At 62.4% G+C, this 18701-nt stretch carries 15 protein-coding genes, 1 pseudogene and 1 riboswitch; of the genes and pseudogenes, 10 read left to right on the top strand and 6 right to left on the bottom strand.

Features of this window, described 5'->3' with window-relative positions; all coding sequences use genetic code 11:
- The 4 genes and pseudogenes from KTJ78_RS10525 to KTJ78_RS10510 all read right to left on the bottom strand — a co-directional run.
- A pseudogene (locus KTJ78_RS10525) lies at nt 1–852 on the bottom strand (hypothetical protein); the annotation flags it as partial.
- 323 nt (nt 853–1175) lie between these two features.
- Nucleotides 1176–1997, bottom strand: a complete 822-nt coding sequence (locus KTJ78_RS10520; protein WP_217135494.1) for a formate/nitrite transporter family protein — start codon at nt 1995–1997, stop codon at nt 1176–1178.
- A gap of 102 nt (nt 1998–2099) precedes the next feature.
- On the bottom strand, nt 2100–3383 hold the full coding sequence (locus KTJ78_RS10515; RefSeq protein WP_217135492.1) for a flavin-containing monooxygenase: 1284 nt from the start codon (nt 3381–3383) through the stop codon (nt 2100–2102).
- Between the two features lie 206 nt (nt 3384–3589).
- The gene (locus KTJ78_RS10510) at nt 3590–4525 is read right to left on the bottom strand and encodes a LysR substrate-binding domain-containing protein (RefSeq protein WP_254259608.1); all 936 of its coding nucleotides are present in this window, start codon (nt 4523–4525) and stop codon (nt 3590–3592) included.
- A 113-nt stretch (nt 4526–4638) separates the two neighbouring features.
- Here KTJ78_RS10510 and KTJ78_RS10505 point away from each other — a divergent pair, with 113 nt between their 5' ends.
- From KTJ78_RS10505 to KTJ78_RS10480, 6 genes are all read left to right on the top strand, one after another.
- Nucleotides 4639–5055 carry a RidA family protein gene (locus KTJ78_RS10505; protein ID WP_217135490.1) on the top strand — a complete coding sequence of 139 codons (417 nt, stop codon included), beginning with the start codon at nt 4639–4641 and terminating at the stop codon, nt 5053–5055.
- Between the two features lie 4 nt (nt 5056–5059).
- Nucleotides 5060–5740 carry a DUF1028 domain-containing protein gene (locus KTJ78_RS10500; protein ID WP_217135481.1) on the top strand — a complete coding sequence of 227 codons (681 nt, stop codon included), beginning with the start codon at nt 5060–5062 and terminating at the stop codon, nt 5738–5740.
- Nucleotides 5733–6905, top strand: coding sequence for a M20 family metallopeptidase (locus KTJ78_RS10495; protein WP_217135480.1), 1173 nt, complete (start codon nt 5733–5735; stop codon nt 6903–6905). The genes KTJ78_RS10500 and KTJ78_RS10495 overlap by 8 nt, the downstream gene beginning before the upstream one ends.
- Nucleotides 6906–6907: 2 nt before the next feature.
- Nucleotides 6908–8398 (top strand): aldehyde dehydrogenase family protein, encoded by a 1491-nt coding sequence (locus KTJ78_RS10490; protein ID WP_217135478.1) that lies wholly within the window; start codon nt 6908–6910, stop codon nt 8396–8398.
- Nucleotides 8399–8432: 34 nt separating this feature from the next.
- On the top strand, nt 8433–9872 hold the full coding sequence (locus KTJ78_RS10485) for an aspartate aminotransferase family protein (RefSeq protein ID WP_217135476.1): 1440 nt from the start codon (nt 8433–8435) through the stop codon (nt 9870–9872).
- 170 nt (nt 9873–10042) lie between these two features.
- Nucleotides 10043–11443 carry a purine-cytosine permease family protein gene (locus KTJ78_RS10480; RefSeq protein ID WP_217135474.1) on the top strand — a complete coding sequence of 467 codons (1401 nt, stop codon included), beginning with the start codon at nt 10043–10045 and terminating at the stop codon, nt 11441–11443.
- Nucleotides 11444–11677: 234 nt separating this feature from the next.
- Here the strand turns inward: KTJ78_RS10480 and mgtE are convergent, their stop codons facing one another.
- Together mgtE and KTJ78_RS10470 are read right to left on the bottom strand one after the other, a co-directional pair.
- Entirely contained in the window at nt 11678–12919 is a 1242-nt protein-coding gene (gene mgtE, locus KTJ78_RS10475; RefSeq protein WP_217135472.1) for a magnesium transporter, read from the bottom strand.
- A 98-nt stretch (nt 12920–13017) separates the two neighbouring features.
- Nucleotides 13018–13185, bottom strand: a riboswitch (M-box (ykoK) riboswitch).
- Between the two features lie 57 nt (nt 13186–13242).
- Nucleotides 13243–13929 (bottom strand): FadR/GntR family transcriptional regulator, encoded by a 687-nt coding sequence (locus KTJ78_RS10470; protein WP_217135470.1) that lies wholly within the window; start codon nt 13927–13929, stop codon nt 13243–13245.
- A gap of 56 nt (nt 13930–13985) precedes the next feature.
- Between KTJ78_RS10470 and KTJ78_RS10465 the strand changes: the two genes are divergently transcribed.
- The 4 genes from KTJ78_RS10465 to KTJ78_RS10450 all read left to right on the top strand — a co-directional run bounded on the left by KTJ78_RS10465 (nt 13986) and on the right by KTJ78_RS10450 (nt 18676).
- The gene (locus KTJ78_RS10465; protein WP_217135468.1) at nt 13986–15191 is read left to right on the top strand and encodes an MFS transporter; all 1206 of its coding nucleotides are present in this window, start codon (nt 13986–13988) and stop codon (nt 15189–15191) included.
- 166 nt (nt 15192–15357) lie between these two features.
- The gene (locus tag KTJ78_RS10460; RefSeq protein ID WP_217135466.1) at nt 15358–16407 is read left to right on the top strand and encodes an ABC transporter substrate-binding protein; all 1050 of its coding nucleotides are present in this window, start codon (nt 15358–15360) and stop codon (nt 16405–16407) included.
- Between the two features lie 92 nt (nt 16408–16499).
- Entirely contained in the window at nt 16500–17573 is a 1074-nt protein-coding gene (locus tag KTJ78_RS10455; RefSeq protein ID WP_217135464.1) for a FecCD family ABC transporter permease, read from the top strand.
- Complete coding sequence (locus tag KTJ78_RS10450) at nt 17570–18676, top strand: FecCD family ABC transporter permease (protein WP_217135462.1); 1107 nt, start codon at nt 17570–17572, stop codon at nt 18674–18676. Before KTJ78_RS10455 ends, KTJ78_RS10450 begins: the two co-directional genes overlap by 4 nt.
- The last annotated feature ends 25 nt before the right edge of the window (nt 18677–18701 follow it).

Below are 18701 nucleotides of genomic sequence, written 5' to 3'. Positions count from 1 at the left end.
TTCAGGTTCTGGTTCTGGTTCTGGCTTTGGTTCGGGGTCAGTCACGCAGTCTTCGGCGGTGACGGTGAACTGCCACTGGGTGCTTGCCCCTGCTGCAAGGGTATAGCCTTCGGCAGCTGCGGCGGTCACGGTGATGACGTCACCGTCGCGGGTTTCGGTGTAGGCCACACCTTCTTCTTCCGGTAGAGCGACCGTTGCTTCGATGCCGCACTCGGGGGCAGGTTTGAGTGTTGGCTCGGCTGGAACCACGAAGCGGGTTACGAGTTGCGAGGTGAAGATCATGAACCCGGTGTTTGCGCCGGTCCAACCTTCTGGCCCGTTGTGCACCCAGGTAGTAAAGGTGTGAACGGGATTCATCCAGTCAAAGTGCAAAACAAACGATGCGGTATCGTCGCCTTTTCTTGAAGGGTCGATGACGAGGGCATAGCGCGTGCCCTCGGTGAGCAGTGGGCGGTCGGCAAACGAGACCTCTGCCCAAAGCTGTCCTGAGTCATCTGGCTCTTCGAAGGTGATTGCCGACGATGATCCACCTACCAATGCATCTGCTGCTGGTCCGGTCTCATCGTCCACTTCATGGATGCTCATTGAAGTGAAATCGGTACCGGTATCGATACTGTGAACTTTGATGCGCACCGTTGCGAGGTTGCCCGTTTCGGTTTGCGTGAACGCCTGGGCAATGAGATCAGAGGGGTATGACACCTGCCAAGCGGAAGCAAAACCGCTCGTTGGTGACTCGGCGCCAGGTCGGAATTCTTCGGTTACCGCAGCCGCCGGCGCGACCATGCTGAGACTCCCGGCGAAGCCGAGTAGTGCGGCGGTAACCGTCGCTAGAAGTGGTTTGAAGACACGCATGAATGGACCCTTTCCCCTGAAGTGCGTGGAACCCCCGTGAGCATTCATTGCTCTGTAACCTCTCGGGCTGCTCCGTGCACGGGCAGACAACCCGCAACGATATGCGGGGCCACAGCCCAGTGGGTTCCCGGGCAAATGGGGGAAGCCCGAGCAGAAAGTGTTGCACCCTATGCAACGCACGTAGCTTATGCGACGGAGAGAAGTTGGTTCAAGTGAAGAGGCTTAACGTTATGCGTATCGCTCAGGGGCAATAAGAAAAGCAGGTGCTATTTTGTGGACAGTGCTGCATGAGGCGAAGTCTTCATTGAGGGGGCGAGAGGCCTTTAAGGGCGCGCCGTGTTGGTGGTGACTGGTTGTTCTGCGGGTTGCACTCGGGGTCTGCCTGCGAGCACCCAGTACATGAGGCCGACGAGAATTCCGCCGCCCACGAGGTTTCCGAGACCCACAAAGAGCATATTTTCGGCAAAGAGAGCTGCGCTTGCGGCGGGGTCTCGCAGCAAGACGCCGATCCAGTAGGTGGTCATATTGGCTACGACGTGCTCGAAGCCTGCACTGACGAAGGCGAGCATGGCGAGCAGAATGACGGCGATGCGCGGGCCAGGGGAGACAATGCGCACGCCCATCCACACCGCGAGGCAGACCAGGACGTTGCACAGGGTGCCGCGAATGACCAGTTCGAGCGGGGTGAGCAGCGACTTCGAGAGCAGCAGCTCGTGCACCATAGCCCCCGCGGCGGCGTTCGTTTCGAGCACACCAGATGCGACGATGAGGGCCGCGAAGAGCAAGGCACCCACGAAGTTTAAGGCAAAGGTGATGGCAATGAGGCGTGAGGCAGTGCGGCCGCCGATGCTCCTTGCCGCGAAGCCCTGAACCGCGGTCATCATGGTTGAGGTGACGAGCTCGGCGCCGGCAAACACCACGAGGGTGAGAGCGACGCCAAAGACGAGGCCGCTGACGAGTTTCGTGAGCGGGTCGCCGGCGGCGAGCAACGGCCCGGCCGTACTCACCATGAGAACGACACCAACACCAACGTAAGCGCCGCCGAGCAGGCCTGAGACGGTGAAGGCGCCGGGGTGTTTGAGGTCGCGGGCCTTCGTGAGGGCTGCCTTGGCCTGGGTGTCGAGGGCCTCGGGAATCGAGAGCATACTGCCGCCTTTGGGTATGAAATCGGTGACGTGAAAACACGAGAGTGTGGTTCGCGAGAATATCGCGAACCACACTCTTCGGGTATTGCCTGGCCTGGTTTGTTAGGCGACGCTGTGCGCGAGGCTCAGTTCAGGCGCCTCTGAACGGTATTTGCCGTATCCGAGTTGAATCATGATCTGGTCGGCGACGTAGCGCGCATCGTGCCACACGCCCCAGATGAAGTTCGAGCCGCGGCGCGAGAGCCAGGGCAGCCCCAGGAAGTAGATGCCGGTCTCTTTCGAGATGCCGCGCTGGTGGTCGGGGTAACCGCTGTCGTCGAAGGCGTCGACCTGCAGCCACGAGTAGTCGACACCAAATCCCGTCGACCAGAGCACGGTCGTGATCCCGGCCTCGGCGAGATCGATCTCGCTGAGGGGGGTCGTCACGCACTCTGGGAGCTCGCCGAGCACGTGCGCCTCGGGCTCTTCGGGCAGGTCGAGGCCGTTGCGCAGCACGTACTCGTCGGCCTCGCGGAGCGTCGTCAGGTAGTTATCGTCGCCGCGCGCAATGCTCTCGGCGAGACCTGGCTCGAATGTGATGGTGCCATTCTCGTAGCCTTTGGTTCGGCCGACGAGCGTGATGCCGCCCGCCGCCAGGTCGCGAAAATCGACCGTGTGGCCGCCGTCGGCACCGCTCACCGCGATGGTGACGTGATCGGCTCCCTGTGGCGGCGTGTTTGCCTCCCACTTGCCGAGCACGCCGAGCCACCACACGAAGTCCCTGCCGCGGTACTGGCGAGGCGGGCGGTCATGGTCGCCCACCGAGAGGTACACCTGGCGCCCCGACTTCTGAATTTCATCGGCGATCTGCACGCCCGATGATCCGGCCCCAACCACGAGCACGTTGCCCTCTGGAAGCTGACTAGGGTTGCGGTAAGACGACGAGTGCAACTGGTGCAGGCCACTGTCGGCGGGAATGATGCGCGGGTACCGGGCTACCTGAAAGGGGCCAGTTGCCGCGACAACGTGAAGCGCCGCATAGGTGCCGTCTGACGTCTGTACCTCGAAGCCGGGCTTGCCTTCGCGCTTCGTGACCTGACGTACCTCGACGCCGCACTTGATCGGGGCGTTGAATCGTGCAGCGTACTGCTCGAAGTAGTCGGCGACGGTTTCTTTGTCGGGAAACGCGTCTGGGTGTACGCCGGCGAACTCCTGGTTGGGAAACCGGTCGTGCCATGCTGGCCCGTTTGCGACGAGGGAATCCCAACGTTCTGAACGCCAACGTTCGGCAATGCGGCTCTTCTCGAGCACGACGTGCGTGATGCCGCGGTCGGTTAAATGCTCACTCATGGCTACTCCGGCTTGCCCGGCGCCAACGACGACGACTTCGACCTCCTGAATCGACATGCGATCTCCTCAACTTTGAAAATATGGCCCGATAGGCGGCTTGAATACCGGCGCTCGCGGCTTTTCCCGCGCCAAGAACGATGCGCGGGTGGCCAGAGCCCGTTCCTTCAAGCAAAAGCCCTTGCGAGCCGCGAAGCAAATAGTCGTTTTCGCTCGCGTCTATCAATAAAAGAGATGCAGTTGGTTTGCTAGATCGAAAAGACTGTTTAGTGAAGCGTTTCCCGGGGGTCGGCTTCGAGCAGAATACGGCGGATCATCTCGGTCACCGCGACCGCGCGCTGTGAGCGCTGCACCTTCGTGAGGGTGCTTACCACGATCTCGAGGCTCGACACCGTCCCTTCGATTTCAAGGGGAATCACCTTCTCGCCCGTATACGTGCGCTTGATGTTCGGGCGCAGGTTAAGAATCGAGTAGCCGAGGCCGAGGGCAACCATCGAGCGCACGGTCTCGTAGCTCGAGCTCCGGTGCGCGATACGCGGCTCAACCCCGGACTCTTTGAGCACCGAGAGGAAGTATTGCGAGCTTGAGGGGAGGTTGAGCATGATGTACGGATCGTCAGCGAGGTCTTTGAGAGCGATGCTGCCGCGGCCGGCGAAGCGGTGCTTCGTGTCGACGATGACGTGGGGTGCGACGTCGATGATCGTTTCACGCAGCAGCCCTTCTTCCTGGGCGAAAGCGTAGTGAACGCCGAGCTCTGCACGCCCGTATCTGAGGGCTTCGAGAATGGTCGCGTCGTTGCCCTCGAGCACCTCGACCTCGAGCTCTGGGTACTCTGAGTTGAGCCGTGAGAGTAGTTGCGGCACGAGAAACGGCGCGAGGGTATTGAAGCAGGCGATCGTAATGCTGCCCTGCACCGCCTGCTGGCCCTCGTGAAGCCCCTCGATGGTGTTTGAGAGCATCGTGAAGAGCTCCTGTGTGTCGGCGACGAGCTGGTGGCCCTGCGGGGTGAGAATGAGCCCTTTCGAGTGTTGCCTGATGAAGAGCGTCGTGCCGAGCGCCTGCTCGAGCTGGGTGATGGCGGTCGACACGGCCGACTGGGCGACGAGCATGCGCTGGCTGGCCTCGGTCATGTTGAGGGTGCGCGCACACTCAGAAAAATAGGTCAGCTGGGTGAGGGTAATAGGAAAACGCTTCATCGACATCTTTAATCACCTAAATAGATTTGATAGCTAACTTTTAACTATTTTACAGATGCTATCGAAGGGCCGAGAATAGTTCCAGTATCCATTAGTGCTGCTCAACGAGGAGAACCGTGATGACGACTCATGTGCGACTGAGAAAATTCAATACCAAAGAGACGTACCCCGAACAGAATCTCGACAATGACCTCTGCCAGGCCGTCGTCGCCGGCGGTGTGGTCTACCTGCGCGGTCAGATCGGTCAGGATCTTGAGACGCGTGAGTCGGTCGGTATTGGCGATGTCACTGCCCAGACCGAGCAGGCCATGAAAAACATTCAGATGCTGCTCGAAGAAGCTGGCAGCAAGCTCGAAGACATCGTCAAGGTCACGATCTACATCATCGACCCCCGCTACCGCGAAGACGTGTACCGCACCGTGGGCAAATGGCTCAAGGGCGTGTACCCGGTCTCGACCGGAATCGTCGTGCAGGCGCTTGCTCGCCCCGAGTGGCTCGTCGAAATTGACGCCACCGCCGTTCTGAGCGAGGCATAGCACCATGACACTCTCACTCATTCTGCGCGACGCTGAGACCGGCGACTTCGGTGCGGCGATCAGCTCATCATCGCCCGCCGTTGCTGCTCGGTGCATCAACCTCGCTCCCGGTGTAGGCGGCGCAAATTCGCAAAACGTGACCGACCCGAGACTCGGTTTTCAGCTCATCGAGCAGCTTCGCAGCGGATCGGGCGCAGAAGCAGCCCTCGAAGCGGTCGTGCGCGGTGCCGACCCCGAGACGATTGGGTACCGTCAGCTGCTCGTGCTTGATACCTCGGGCAAGGCGGCAGTGTTTACCGGCGACCGAGCCCTCGGAACCTTTGGTGAGGTGACCCGCGAGAACGGCGTTGCCGGTGGCAACATGCTTGCAAACCTCGGGGTGCTCGATGCCCTCGTCGACGCGGCGCTCGCGGCAGAAGGGCCGCTCGAGCGCCGGCTCATGGCGGGTCTCAAAGCTGCCGTTGCGGCGGGTGGCGAAGAAGGCCCACTGCACTCGGCCGGGCTCTCGGTTGTGACCGATGCTGGCTGGAGGGTCACCGACCTGCGGGTCGACTGGGCTGATGAAGATCCGATCGAGCAGCTTGAGATGCTTCTTGACCGGTGGATGGTCGAGCGTGACGATTACATTAACCGCGGCATCAACCCTCACGCCGCACCCTCGTACGGGGTGCCGGGCGATGAGTAACGACGTGAAGGCGCGCATCGCCGACCGGCAACGAGCGATCGACGACGAGCTCATCGCGCTCTCGAACCAGTTGCACGCAGACCCAGAGCTCGGGTGGCAGGAGCATCGCTCTTCGCGAGCGGTCGCCGACCTGCTTCGTGCGCATGGGTTTGTGGTTGAGCAACCATATCTTGGGCTTGAAACGGCCTTTCGAGCAGTATTTACCCCGTCAAAGCCACGCTTTACCGTTGGCTTTCTCGTCGAGTACGATGCGCTGCCTGGCCTTGGCCACGCGTGCGGGCACAACCTCATTGCGACGATGTCGGCCGGGGGCGCGATTGCGCTCTCTGAGGTCGCCGAAGAGCAGGGCATTACCGTGACCGTCGTTGGCACTCCCGCAGAAGAGGGTGGCGGGGGCAAGATCGAGCTGCTTGAGCGTGGTGCTTTTACCGAACTCGACTTTGCGCTCATGGCGCACCCTGCTCCCGTCGACGTGGCCGAGGCTGAGCCCTTCGCGGTCACTCACTGGCACGTTCAGTATGAGGGGCACGCAGCGCACGCCGCTGCCTACCCCGAGCGGGGCGTCAATGCGAATGATGCCTTTCTTGTGGCGCAACTTGCCATGGCGCTCCTGCGTCAGCAGCTCCCGTCGACCGTGCGGGTACACGGCGTGCAGACGCGGGGTGGCGAAGCGCCGAACGCGATTCCCGAGCGCACCGAGGGGCGCTGGTACGTGCGTGCCACCACCACCGAAGAGCTCCTTGACCTCGAGCGCAGGGTCGAGGCCTGCTTCGAAGCTGGTGCGGTAGCAACCGGTGCGAAGCTCACGATTACGCCCGAGAGTAAGCGCTACGCCGAGATGCGCACCGACACTGAGGCGCTTGCGTACTACAAGACCAACGCGCTCGCGCTCGGCCGAAATTTTGACGTGAGCCCGGCGCAGGCGACCATGAACCGCGCCTCGACCGACATGGGCAATGTCTCGCAGCTCGTGAACGCCATTCACCCTTATATTGGGGTCGGGTCGACAGCGAGCAACCACCAGCCGGCGTTTGCCGAAGCCTGCGTGGGCGAGATCGCCGAGCAGACCCTACGCGACGGGGCAACGGCCCTCGCGTGGACAGCGTTTGACGTCGCGAAGCGGCGCATGACACAGACCGAAGCAGAACTGACCGAGGAGAACTGAGAATGAGTCACACGTTTGATGAGTGGCGGGCGAAGGCCGAAGCACTGGTGTTCGATGGTCGCCCCGTGATCCACGGTGAACGCGTCGATGCCCTCTCTGGCGCAACCGTCGAGAAAAAGAACCCGGCGACGAACCAGGTGGTCTCGCAGTTGCACGCGGGCAACGAGGCCGACGTTGATGCGGCGGTTGCCTCGGCACGTGCTACCTACGAGTCGGGGGTGTGGTCGCGCGCTGGCGCCGGTTACCGTCGTGAGCGCCTGCTCGCCTTCGCCGAGGTGCTTGAGGCACACGCCGATGAACTCGCGCTCTACGACACGATCGACATGGGCAAGCCCGTACGTGAGTCGTCGACGATCGATGCACCGGGCTCTGCTGCGCTCTACCGATTTTATGGTGAGGCGATCGAGAAGCTCGAAGACCGTATTCCCGTTACCGCGCCGGGATCGACCGCGCTCGTGACCCGCGAACCTCTCGGGGTCGTCGCCGTCATCGTTGCCTGGAACTACCCGCTCGAAATCGCAACCTGGAAGATCGCGCCGGCCATCGTCGCCGGCAACTCGGTGGTTATCAAGCCGCCCATCGAGGCTTCGCACTCGACGCTGCGTCTCGCAGAGCTCGCGGCCGAGGCTGGCATTCCGGCGGGCGTTATTAACGTGGTGCCGGGGCGTGGATCGCCGGTTGGTAAGGCGCTCGCCTTGCACGAAGACGTTGATATGCTCGCTTTCACCGGATCGACCGAGGTCGCAAAGCAGCTGCAGCAGTACGCTGGGCAGTCGAACATGAAGCGTCTCGCGCTTGAAGCCGGTGGCAAGAGCTCGAACATTATCTTTGCCGACACCGACGACCTGCAGGCAGCGGCGGCAAAGGCCGCGTTTGGCAGTTTCTATAATCAGGGCGAGATTTGCTCGGCGAACTCTCGCATCTTTGTTGAGCGCCCGGTGTATGACGAATTTATGCGGCTCTACATTGAGGCGTCGAAGGCATACGCGCCGGGCGATCCGCTTGATCCTGCCAGCGGAATCGGCTCGCTCGTATCGCAATCACACGCCGATAGCGTGTGGGCGACGATCGAGAACGCGCGCCGTGACGGCACGATTGTTGCGGGCGGTAATCGGCCCGAGATCAATGGTTCACAGGCCTTCATCGAGCCGACGATCGTGACCGACGTGCCGAGTGATCACGAGGTGCACACCCGCGAGATTTTTGGCCCCGTTGCGGTCGTGACGCCCTTCGACACCGAAGAAGAGGCGATCACGCGGGCCAACGAAACCCCGTACGGCCTTGCAGCCTCGGTGTGGACCGGCAGCCTGGCAAGGGCGCACCGCGTCTCGCAGCTGCTCGTCGCTGGCACCGTCTCGGTGAACACCGTTGACGCGCTCGGGTTTACAACGCCCTTCGGTGGGTTCAAGCAGTCGGGCTTTGGCCGCGACCTCTCGATTCACGCTCTCGAAAACTACACAGACTACAAAACAACCTGGATGCAGTGGGGCTAGGCCCCGGTGCTCAGTCAATAGGAAAGGAACGACCATGACACAGCAAGTCGCTGAAACAGTTGTCGTGCCACAGCAGGCCGAGGCCGGTGGCGAAGATCTCTCGCAGATGGCCAAACGCCACCTCGTGATGAACTTTACGCCCGCGAGTAAATACCGTGAAGACGATCTTCCGGTCTTTGTGCGTGGCGAGCACTGTTCGGTTTTCGACGCCGAAGGCCGACGCTTCTTTGACGGGCTCGCGGGGCTTTTCTGCGTGCAGCTCGGCTACACCCACGGCGCCGAGGTTGGCGACGCAGTGCGAGAGCAGCTAGCAGCCCTGCCGTATCAGACCACCTGGAGTGTTGCTCACCCACCCGCGGCAAAGCTGGCGAAGAAGCTCGCCGACCTCGCGCCTGGCGACCTCAACCGCGTGTTCTTTGCGTCGGGCGGTGGCGAGTCAAACGAGTCGGCGATCAAGCTCGCTCGTCAGTACCACATCACCCGTGGTGAGGGCACCCGCTATAAGTTCCTCGGCCGCCGCGTGGCTTACCACGGCACGAGCTTTGGCGCGATGTCGCTCAACGGCATGACCGACGTGCGCAAGATGTTTGAGCCCCTCATGAACGGCGTGCGTCACACCCACAACACGAAGCGCTACCGCCGCCCAGAGGGCGAGACGGCTGAGCAGTTCACGCAGTTCCTCTTGCAGGAGCTCGAGTCGCTCATCGTGCAAGAGGGCGCCGACACCGTTGCCGCGATCATCATGGAGCCGCTGCAGAACGCTGGCGGTAGCCTGAAGCCGCCGACACCTGAGTACTTCCAGGGCGTTCGCGCGCTGTGCGACAAGTACGGCATTCTGCTCATCGCCGACGAGGTCATCACCGGCTTCGGTCGCCTCGGCTCGTGGTTCGGTTCGACTCACTACGGGTTCCAGCCTGACATGATCACGTTTGCCAAGGGCATCGCTTCGGCGTACATGCCCCTCGGCGGCGTCATCGCGAGTGACCGCGTCATCGAGACCGTGCTTGACGGCCCACTCGGCATGTTCAACCACGCACTCACCTACGGCGGGCACCCTGTGGCCTGCGCCGCAGCGCTCAAGAACCTTGAGATCATGGAGCGAGAGGGCGTCGTCGAGAATGTCGCCGAACTCACCCCGTACCTCGAGCAGCAGCTCGCCGGCGTGCGAGATCGCCACCAGGATATCGTCGGCGACTTCCGCGGCGACGGCTTTCACCGAACCTTCGAGCTCGTCACGAACCACGAGAAGAAGGCCTGGGATGCGCCCAACCTGCCGGCCGACGAGTTCGTTGGCAAGTACCTGAACCCCGCGCTCGGTGAGGTTGGCCTGCTGTGCCGCGTCGCCATTGACGCCGAGGGTAACCCGCTCGTGCAGGTTTCGCCCCCGCTCGTGATGACGAAGGCCGATATTGACGAGCTGGTCAGCCTGCTCGACAGTGCCTTCGGTATCGCAAAGAAGAACGCGAGCCTCTAACCACCGCGTCTTCGCAGGTAGCGCCCGTGACGATTCACGGGCGCTACCGACCCATCTCGTCTTGTATCGCTTCTATCGATTTTTCATCTCATTCTTATCTTCTAAATAGATTGTGGTTGCTCCTCACCGGGGCCCGCCACGTAACAGGCAACGGAGCCGAAGGAGTGACCATGTCGCCCAAAGAACCCCCGGTCGTAACAAAGACCTTCGTACAGTTCGAGCAGCAACACATCATGCCGATTCCCGAGACCGAACGTAATGGTACGAACCGTTCGAACCTCTCCATCTGGGTGAGCCTCAACATGATGCCACTCGCCGTGGTCACCGGCGCGATCGCGAGCGGCGCATACGGTCTGCCGATCTTCTGGAGCATTGCCGCCATTCTCATCGGCAATGTCATCGGCGCATTCGGCGCCGCACTCCACGCATCGCAGGGCCCGCACCTCGGTATTCCACAGATGCTGCAGGCACGCGCCCAGTTCGGGTACTTGGGTGGCAGTCTCTTCGCGATCATCGCGCTCATTATGTTCCTCGGCTTCTTCGCCGGCATTCTTATCGTCGCGAAAGACGCGATCGAGCTCGTCTTTCCCGGCGTCAACGGCACCCTCGCGATTATCGTGTTCGCCGCCGTCGGCATTCTCCTGTGCATCTTCGGCTACGACCTGCTTCGCAAGACCATGACGTGGATCTCGATCCTGATCGGCGTGACCGTTGCCATCTCGATGATCATGCTCGCCATGAACCCAGCCGTTACCTCGCAGCGTGCCGAGGCCGCGTTTAACTTCGAAGGCTTCTTTGCGATGCTCGCGATTGGCGTGGTGTGGCAGCTCGCATACGCGCCCTACGTCTCTGACTACACTCGGTACCTGCCCAAAGACACGGGCCCGAAGTCAGCGTTCTGGAGCACGTACCTCGGCCTTGTTGGCAGCTCAGTCTTCGTCATGTCGCTCGGCGTGCTGCTCGGCGCCGCGAGCCCAGACAACCCGCTCGCTGCGCTCTCTGACCACCTTGGCGGCTTCGGTGTTCTCGTGTTGCTCATCTTCGCGATCACCTCGGCGCTCATCAACGGCGTCGAGCTGTACTCGGCCGTCATGAACGCCCTCACGGTCATGCAGTCAAGCTTCAAGAACGTCGTGATCACGACCCGCACCCGAGTGATGACAACCCTCGTCGTTGGTCTTATCGGCATGGGCATCGCGCTCTTCGGCCAGGGCGACTTCATGACGACCTTCGATAACTTCCTCTCGTTGCTGCTCTACGTGCTCATCCCGTGGTCGGCGATCAACCTCGTTGATTACTTCATCGTCAAGAAGGGCGACTACGTGATCGCCGATCTCTTTGCACGCGACGGTGGCCGTTACGGTAAGTGGAACAGGGTCGGCCTCCTCAGTTACTTCATTGGCCTCGCTGCCCAGGTGCCCTTCATGATCACCGATCTGTACACCGGCCCGATGGCTGGGCCGCTCAACGGCATTGACATCGCCTGGCTTGTTGGCTTTGCCGTCACCGCTGTGGTGTTTCTCGTGCTGGTGCGCTCTACATCTCGCAGCACAACACGCGTCAGCGCGTAACACCCTACGGGCGGGGCGGGCCCTCGTGGCTCGGCCCCGCCGCCCCTCGGTCGCTTCTCGATCTGGCGAACCTCTTCGCAAAGCCGTTGCCAGAGCGAGACCACCAACGCGGATCGCGCGAGAGGAACCCGGGTGCGATTGCTCTCGCGCCAAGATCCGCACAACGCAAGTCACCCGTGAATGCGTTCAGTGGGGTTGCCCGGCGGCTTGCCGGACAACCCCACTGGGCAACGGCTAGAAGAGGATGAGCTTCGCGATCTCGAAGTAGATAATGAGCCCGGTTCCATCGACCAGCGTCGTGATGAAGGGGCCAGAGATGACGGCAGGGTCTTTCTTGAACTTTTGCAGCACCATGGGCAAGATCGACGCGACGATCGAGCTCCAGATGACAATCGCGGCTACCGTGAGGGCGACCACGAGCGAGATCTCGAAGCCGACGCCAAGGATGCTTGCGCGAATGATGCCGGCTGCAGCCATGCACGCGCCGATGAGCACGCCGGTTGAGATCTCTTTGCGCAGGACGCGCCAGATATCTTTCATCGTCACCTCGCCGACCGCCATGGCGCGCACGAGTGTCGTCGTGATCTGTGTGCCCGTGTTACCGCCAGTGCCGATGAGGAGTGGAATGAAGAACGCGAGCGCGATGACCGACTCAAGCTGGTCTTCGAAGGCCCGCAGCACCGTGCCCGTGTACGACTCGGCGACGAACAGCACCAGGATCCACAGGATGCGTTTGCGCCAGAGCATCCACGGGGTCGCCTTGAGGTAGGGAACCCCGAGCGGGGTTGAGGCGCCCTGCTTTTCGGCGTCTTCGGTGCCCTCTTCCTCGATGATGTCAGCCACGTCGTCGACCGTGATGATGCCGATGACGGTGCCGTTCTCGACCACGGGAATTGCGACGAGGCGGTAGCTGCTCAGCAGCTGGGCCGCCTCTTCCTGGTCGGCGTAGGGGTCAACCGAGACGAAGTCGGTGTTCGTGAGCTCAGCGACGCTCATCTCGCTCTCGGCGAGCGCGAGGTCGCGAAAGCTGACGACGCCGTGAAATTTGCCCTGTTCGGTGACGTAGACGTAGGCGATGGTTTCTGCCTGCTCGAGGAAGTCGCGCAGACGGTGCATCGCGTCGCCAACGCTCGACGTGGCCTCGACCGTGAGAAAGCGCGGGGTCATGCGTGAGGCGGCACTCTCGGCGGGCCACTGCATGAGCTGCTCGAACTGCTCGCGCGAGTCGGGTGAGAGTTGCGCGATGATCGTCGGAGCGGCGGGAAGCTCACGCAGAATTGCGACAGCCAGGTCGGGCTGCGAGAGGTCGAGTACCTCGGCGGCGCGAGGGTGTTCGAGCTTGCCGACGGCCGTAGCGGCCTCGGCTATGGGTAAGCGTTCGAGCGCGAGGGCGGCATCGACGGCCGTCATTGGTGCGAGATTCACGGGCTTCGTGTTGTTTTTGCGCGTGCTTGAATGAAAGATGTTTTTCGACATGATCTTCTTCTTCTGGGTAAAAATGCCACAGCAAGACACCGGCGCTCGAACGTGAAGCGTCGGGATGTAATGCTCGAACAGAGTTGCACTGATCGTGCTGGTCGAATCCATGTAAGAGCTTTGACTCTATGCAGCGTATCTACACTCAGAAGCCACTTGGGGCAACACCTTAAGCCGATGTTGCCTGTCCTGATCTTGGGCATCTCTCGATGTCGTCAGATCAGTGGCCTGTGTCTGCATAGGAGCCTCGCCTAACGAGACAACCAGGGTCTACAGTACAAGAAACTTGGCAGGTGTCAAACCCCGTGTTGCGATTGACTGGCTTATGCGCCCGTTGACTGGCCTTGGTCGAGATGGTTCCACGCAGCAGTGGCCGAGAGGTTTGCTTGGGCGCTCGTCGCGGCGCCTTCAGGGTCACGAGCAACGATCGCATCGAGTACTTCGTCGTGACCGCGACGCTCATTTCGGCAAAAGCCCTCGCGGCTCTGCGCGGTGCTCATTGACTCGTGCAGGCGTGGCAAGAGCGCGGTATATACCTCGAACAGAATGGGGTTGTGGGCGGCCCGGGCGATGGCCTCGTGCACGGCAACATCAGCGTCAACCCAGCCCTCGTCGCTCACGCTCGCGCGCTCACCGAGGGCTTTGCTGATGCACTCGATATCGTCGTCGGTTGCACGCTCTGCTGCGAGCCTCGCGAGTTGTGGCTCGAGGGTAATGCGCGCTTCGAGCACGTCGTCGAGTGACGCTCCTGAGCGAGCGAGCGCACCGGGCACCTCGCTGCGGGCCCGTACGAAGGTGCCGTCGCCACGTCGAATCTCGAGCATGCCCGTGTACTGCAGCGCGCGCAGTGCCTCGCGCAGGGTGCCGCGTGCGACACCGAGGGAGGCCATGAGCTCAGACTCGGGCGGAATCTTCTCGTCGACCTTCCAGCGCCCCTCGACGATCTCTGCGCGCAGTCGCTCGACGACCTGATCGCTCAGCGAGGTCTGCGGTACCGGAGTCAGGCTCATGTATGCAATGATAGTACCTTGTTTTGGTTAGACGTTAGACCTTTGGAGGTGAAGTGGTGACTGCACGAGGCACAACCGCTCAGAACACTGGGCGCCCGGCGCTCATGATCGTTGCGTTACTGCTTGTTGCGCTAAACCTCAGGCTCGCAATCACGAGCGCGAGCGCCCTGCTCACCGCGCTCACAGAGACGGGGGCGCTCACTCCGGTCACCGTCGTCATCATTCCCGCACTCCCCACCGCCGTGTTCGCCGTCGCGGGCATCGCGACCGCCGGCCTCGCCGAGCGTTGGGGTAGGGAACGCACCGTGCTCTTTGGCATGATCGCGCTCACGCTCGGCCTCACCATTCGTGGCATCGCTTCGCCGTGGATCATCGTGCTCGGCACCGTCGTCGCGACCGGCGGCCTCGCCGTCGTGAATATTTTGCTACCCGCGGTCGTTCGCGCCCACTTTGGTACGCGGATCGGCCCCGTCACGACGGCCTACACGACCGTCATGCCACTCGGGGCCGCTTTTGCTGCTGCCGCCGCCGTACCGTTCGCTGAGCGCATCGGGAGCCCCTCGCTCGGGCTTGCGCTGTGGGCGCTTCCGGCCCTCGTCGGCGTCATCGCCTGGGCGCTGCTCATGCCCCGCACCGCCCCAGAGACTCGACTGCCGCTCGAATCCGGCCAGAAACGTAAGCTCCCAGCCGGAACTTGGCTCCTCGCCGCTTATTTCGCGCTCCAGTCGCTGCTCAGCTACGTCATGATGGGCTGGCTGCCCACCATCACCTCTGATGCTGGCATCGCCCCCGAGCGTTCTGGTGTGCTGCTCGGCATCGCCATGGCGGTCGGCGTGCCGACGACGGTCGTCGTGGTCTCGCTCGCGAGTGGCATTAAACGTATGCGAGTCGGCTTCGTGCTCATTGCCCTGTCGACGCTCAGTGCAATGTTCGGCCTGCTCTTTGCGCCGCAAGCCATGCCCGAGCTCTGGGCCGCGCTCATCGGCGTTGGCATGAGTGCTTTCCCGCTCTTGCTCGCGCTCATTGCCGGCTTCGGTGCTGACGCGACTGAGTCTGCGCGGGTGTCGAGCGTTGTGCAGTCGGTGGGGTACTCCGTTGCGACGCTCGGGCCACTGGGGGCGGGGGCCGTCAGCCAGCTTCTGGGGTCGTGGGACGCGGTGCTCGTGGGCCTTGCGGTGCTCGCAGTGGTGCAGGGAACCATCGGCATTCTGGTGACGCGCGTGCTCGCGAAGAATCGGCGCGAAGCGCGTCGATCCGCTTAGGGAGCATGGGTCGCGTATCGCAGGATGTCGTAAACGGCTCGGTGGGTGACGCGTTCTGCGCAGACGGCATGGTTAGGCAAGGCTAACCTCAAGAGAAGAGCCTTTCTTGTGCTCGATCCCCGGGGGTTCCCGCAGGGGAGATCGTTCTTTTGACCCGAAAGAAACCATGACATTCGTGATGCCAACACTCAAACCTGCCGCGCTCATTTCTGGCGCGGTTGCGGCCCTGCTCGTGCTCAGCGGCTGCTCGTCGACGCCCGAGGGCGATGCCAAACCCGACACGGCAGGGGAATCGTCGACCTCAGCGCTCCTGCCCGAGGCCGAGGGCAAGACTGACTACCCGCTCACTCTCGAGACGCCATTCGGCGACACTACGCTCGATGAACGCCCTGACCGCATCGCGATCGTCACTTCGGCGACTCCTGACACCGACGCTCTGCTCGCTTTGGGCGGCACTCCCGTTTTTGCGCCCTCGACGATCGAGCGTAACTCGTGGCTCGACGCGAGCTTCACCGACCCCATCGAGACGATTTGGGATGCGAGCCCCGACGTTGAGCTTCCGGCCGAGGCGGTTGCCGCGAGCAAACCCGACCTCATCGTCACGCTCCAGGCGCTCGATACCTTCGATCAGAAGGCGTTTGACCAGCTGAGCGCGATCGCACCAGTTCTTTATGCCGAGGTTGACTCGCTGAGCTGGCAAGACCTCACACAAACCCTTGGTGACACCATCGACCTTGGAGACCGTGCTGCCGAGGCTGTTGCCGACACCGAGAAGGTCATTGAGCGCACCCGCGAGGCGCACCCCGAGTTCGAAGGCAAGACCGCGACCCACGTGATTGCACACTCAGAGAAGGCCGGCGCCTTCTACGCGAGCACCCCGGGCTCAAACACCGAGCAGCTCTTCAACGAGCTCGGTTTCGTGCTGCCCGAGGCAGCTCAGTCGGTTGCCCCCGGCACGAAGATCAGTGACGAACTCATGGGTATGATCGACGCTGATTTCTTGCTTATTAGTACGATCACTGAGCCCGAGTTCTTCCTTGACTCACCACTCTTGAAGAGCGTCCCTGCAGTTGCCGAGGGGCGTGCGGTCATCGACCCAGCCGAAGAGGGCACGACGACGAACAACTTCGCGTGGGGCCTGAACCAGCAGAGCGTGCTCAGTATTCCCTGGCTCATCGAGCGACTCGCCGAGATGGGGTCAGAAGCACTGGGCTAGCAACTCCCTGAAATCATGCGGGCGTGCGCCTTCCCCGCTGCGGGGCGGTGCACGCCCTGCCGTCGTCATGCACACGAGAAAGCTTCAGCACTATGACCCCTCTCAGCGTCAATGCTACGAACCAGGGCGGTCCACCGACGGCCCTGCCCGGCGCAGTCGCCGTGCGTAGCCTTGCTCGGCGACGTACGGTAGGAATGCTCGTGATCGTCGGTGCCCTCGTGCTCGCCGCGACCGCGAGTCTCGCCTTCGGCGCCAAGATACTGAGCGTTGAAGAGACCTGGGCAGCCTTCTGGCATCCAGACGGATCAGAAGCGGCCACGATCGTGTGGACCCTGCGGGCGCCCCGCACGCTCGCAGGCATTGTCGTTGGCGCAGCGTTTGGCGTGGCAGGCGCGCTCATTCAGGCGCTCACGCGCAACCCGATCGCCGATCCGGGCATTCTCGGCGTGAACGCGGGGGCCGGTTTTGCCGTGACCGTCGGCATCGGCATCACCGGGGTGACGACCGCGAGCGAGTACGTGTGGTACGCATTCACTGGTGCAGCGCTCGCGACCTTGCTCGTGACCCTCATCGGCTCTGCTGGTCGCGGTCCGGCGTCGCCCGTAACGCTTGTTCTCGCAGGCGTCGCGCTCGGCGCCGTGCTCAACGGTTTCTCGACCTTTCTTTCGCTCATTGACCCCGATACGTTTCGGGCGGTGCGCAACTGGGGCCTGGGGTCGATCGAGCGAACCGAGCTGAGCGACACACTCGCGGTGTTACCACTCATCGTCGTGGGGCTCGTCATCGCCTTACTCGTGTCAGGCCCGCTGAACTCGATCGCGCTCGGTGACGAGCTTGCGGCGACGCTGGGCGCGAGGGTCGCCCGCACCCGCGTGCTCGTCATCATTGCGGTGACCCTTCTCGCCGGAGGCGGCACCGCGCTCACAGGCGGCATCGGCTTTGTTGGGCTCATGGTTCCACACATTATGCGGTGGATCTTCGGTCCAGACCAACGCTGGATTCTCGCGACCTCTGCCTTCGCGGCACCGGTGCTCGTGCTCGCAGCCGACGTGCTAGGGCGCGTGATTGCGCGACCCGGCGAGATTGAGGTGGGCGTGCTGACCGCCATCATCGGAGCCCCCGTGCTCATCGCACTCGTGCGTGGAAGAAAGTCGAGCGGGTTATGAATGTGAGAGGTACGGCAGCTCAGCGCGGGGGAGCGCGACCCGTCGACTTTGGTTCCCGGGTACGGGTCGTGCGCACCCGGTTCACCTCGCACCGTTTCTCGACCCGTGTGCTCGGTGTCTCGGCGCTCCTGTTCGTGGTCGCCGTTGGCGTGGCGATTGTCGCCATTCGATTCGGAGATTTTCCGCTCACGGTGCGTGAAGTGCTCGCGGTGCTCGGGGGCGCTGGCGATGAGTTTCACCGAATGATCGTGCTCGAGTGGCGCTTGCCGGTTGCGATCGCCGCAGCGGTCTTTGGCGCGTTACTCGGTATCGGCGGCGCCATCTTCCAGTCGCTCACGCGCAACCCACTCGGCTCTCCCGACGTCATTGGCTTTGATGCAGGGTCGTACACGGCCGTTGTTGTCATGATTCTCGTTTTCGGTAACGCGAGCGCCTGGGCCCTCGCCGGTGCGGCGCTCGTTGGGGGCCTCGCCACCGCGATACTCGTGGCTTCGCTGGCGTATCGCAATGGGTTTCAAGGCTTCAGGCTCATCATTGTCGGGATTGGCATTTCGGCGATCCTGGGCTCGATCAACTCCTTCCTGATCACCCGGTCTGACTCGACCGACGCGATTGCCGTGGGCTTCTGGGGCGCCGGTTCGATTACCCGCGTTTCGTGGGCAACGCTTACCCCCTCGCTCATGATCGCCGCGGTGCTCGTGCTCGCGTCGGTCGGTCTCGGGCCGAGCCTGCGCAGGCTTGAGCTCGGCGACGACGTTGCGGTCGCCCAGGGGCTACGCATTGGGCCGGCCCGCTTTGCGTTACTCGTGCTCGGCGTTGCAACGACCGCGCTCGTCACCGCTGCTGCGGGCCCTATCGGGTTTATCGCGCTCGTAGCCCCGCAGCTAGCGAAGCGCATCGCCAAGTCGGCCGGGACAAGCCTGCTCTCGGCGGCTGCAATGGGTGCGGCGCTGCTGGCGACCGCGCACCTCGTCTCGCTTCTCATCGCTCAGGCGTACCGCGCCATTCCGGTGGGCCTCATCACCGTGTGTCTCGGCGGCCTCTACCTCATCTGGTTGCTCATTCGGGAGTCGCGCCGTGTTGGTGCGGCGAGCTCGACCTGACCGTAGCCCTTCGAAGAAAGTACCC

This window comes from Leucobacter chinensis (assembly GCF_019049105.1).
In the GTDB taxonomy this organism is placed as follows: Bacteria; Actinomycetota; Actinomycetes; order Actinomycetales; family Microbacteriaceae; genus Leucobacter_A; species Leucobacter_A chinensis.
Note: the sequence above shows the minus strand (reverse complement) of the source record. Positions and strands in the feature narration are given on the sequence as shown.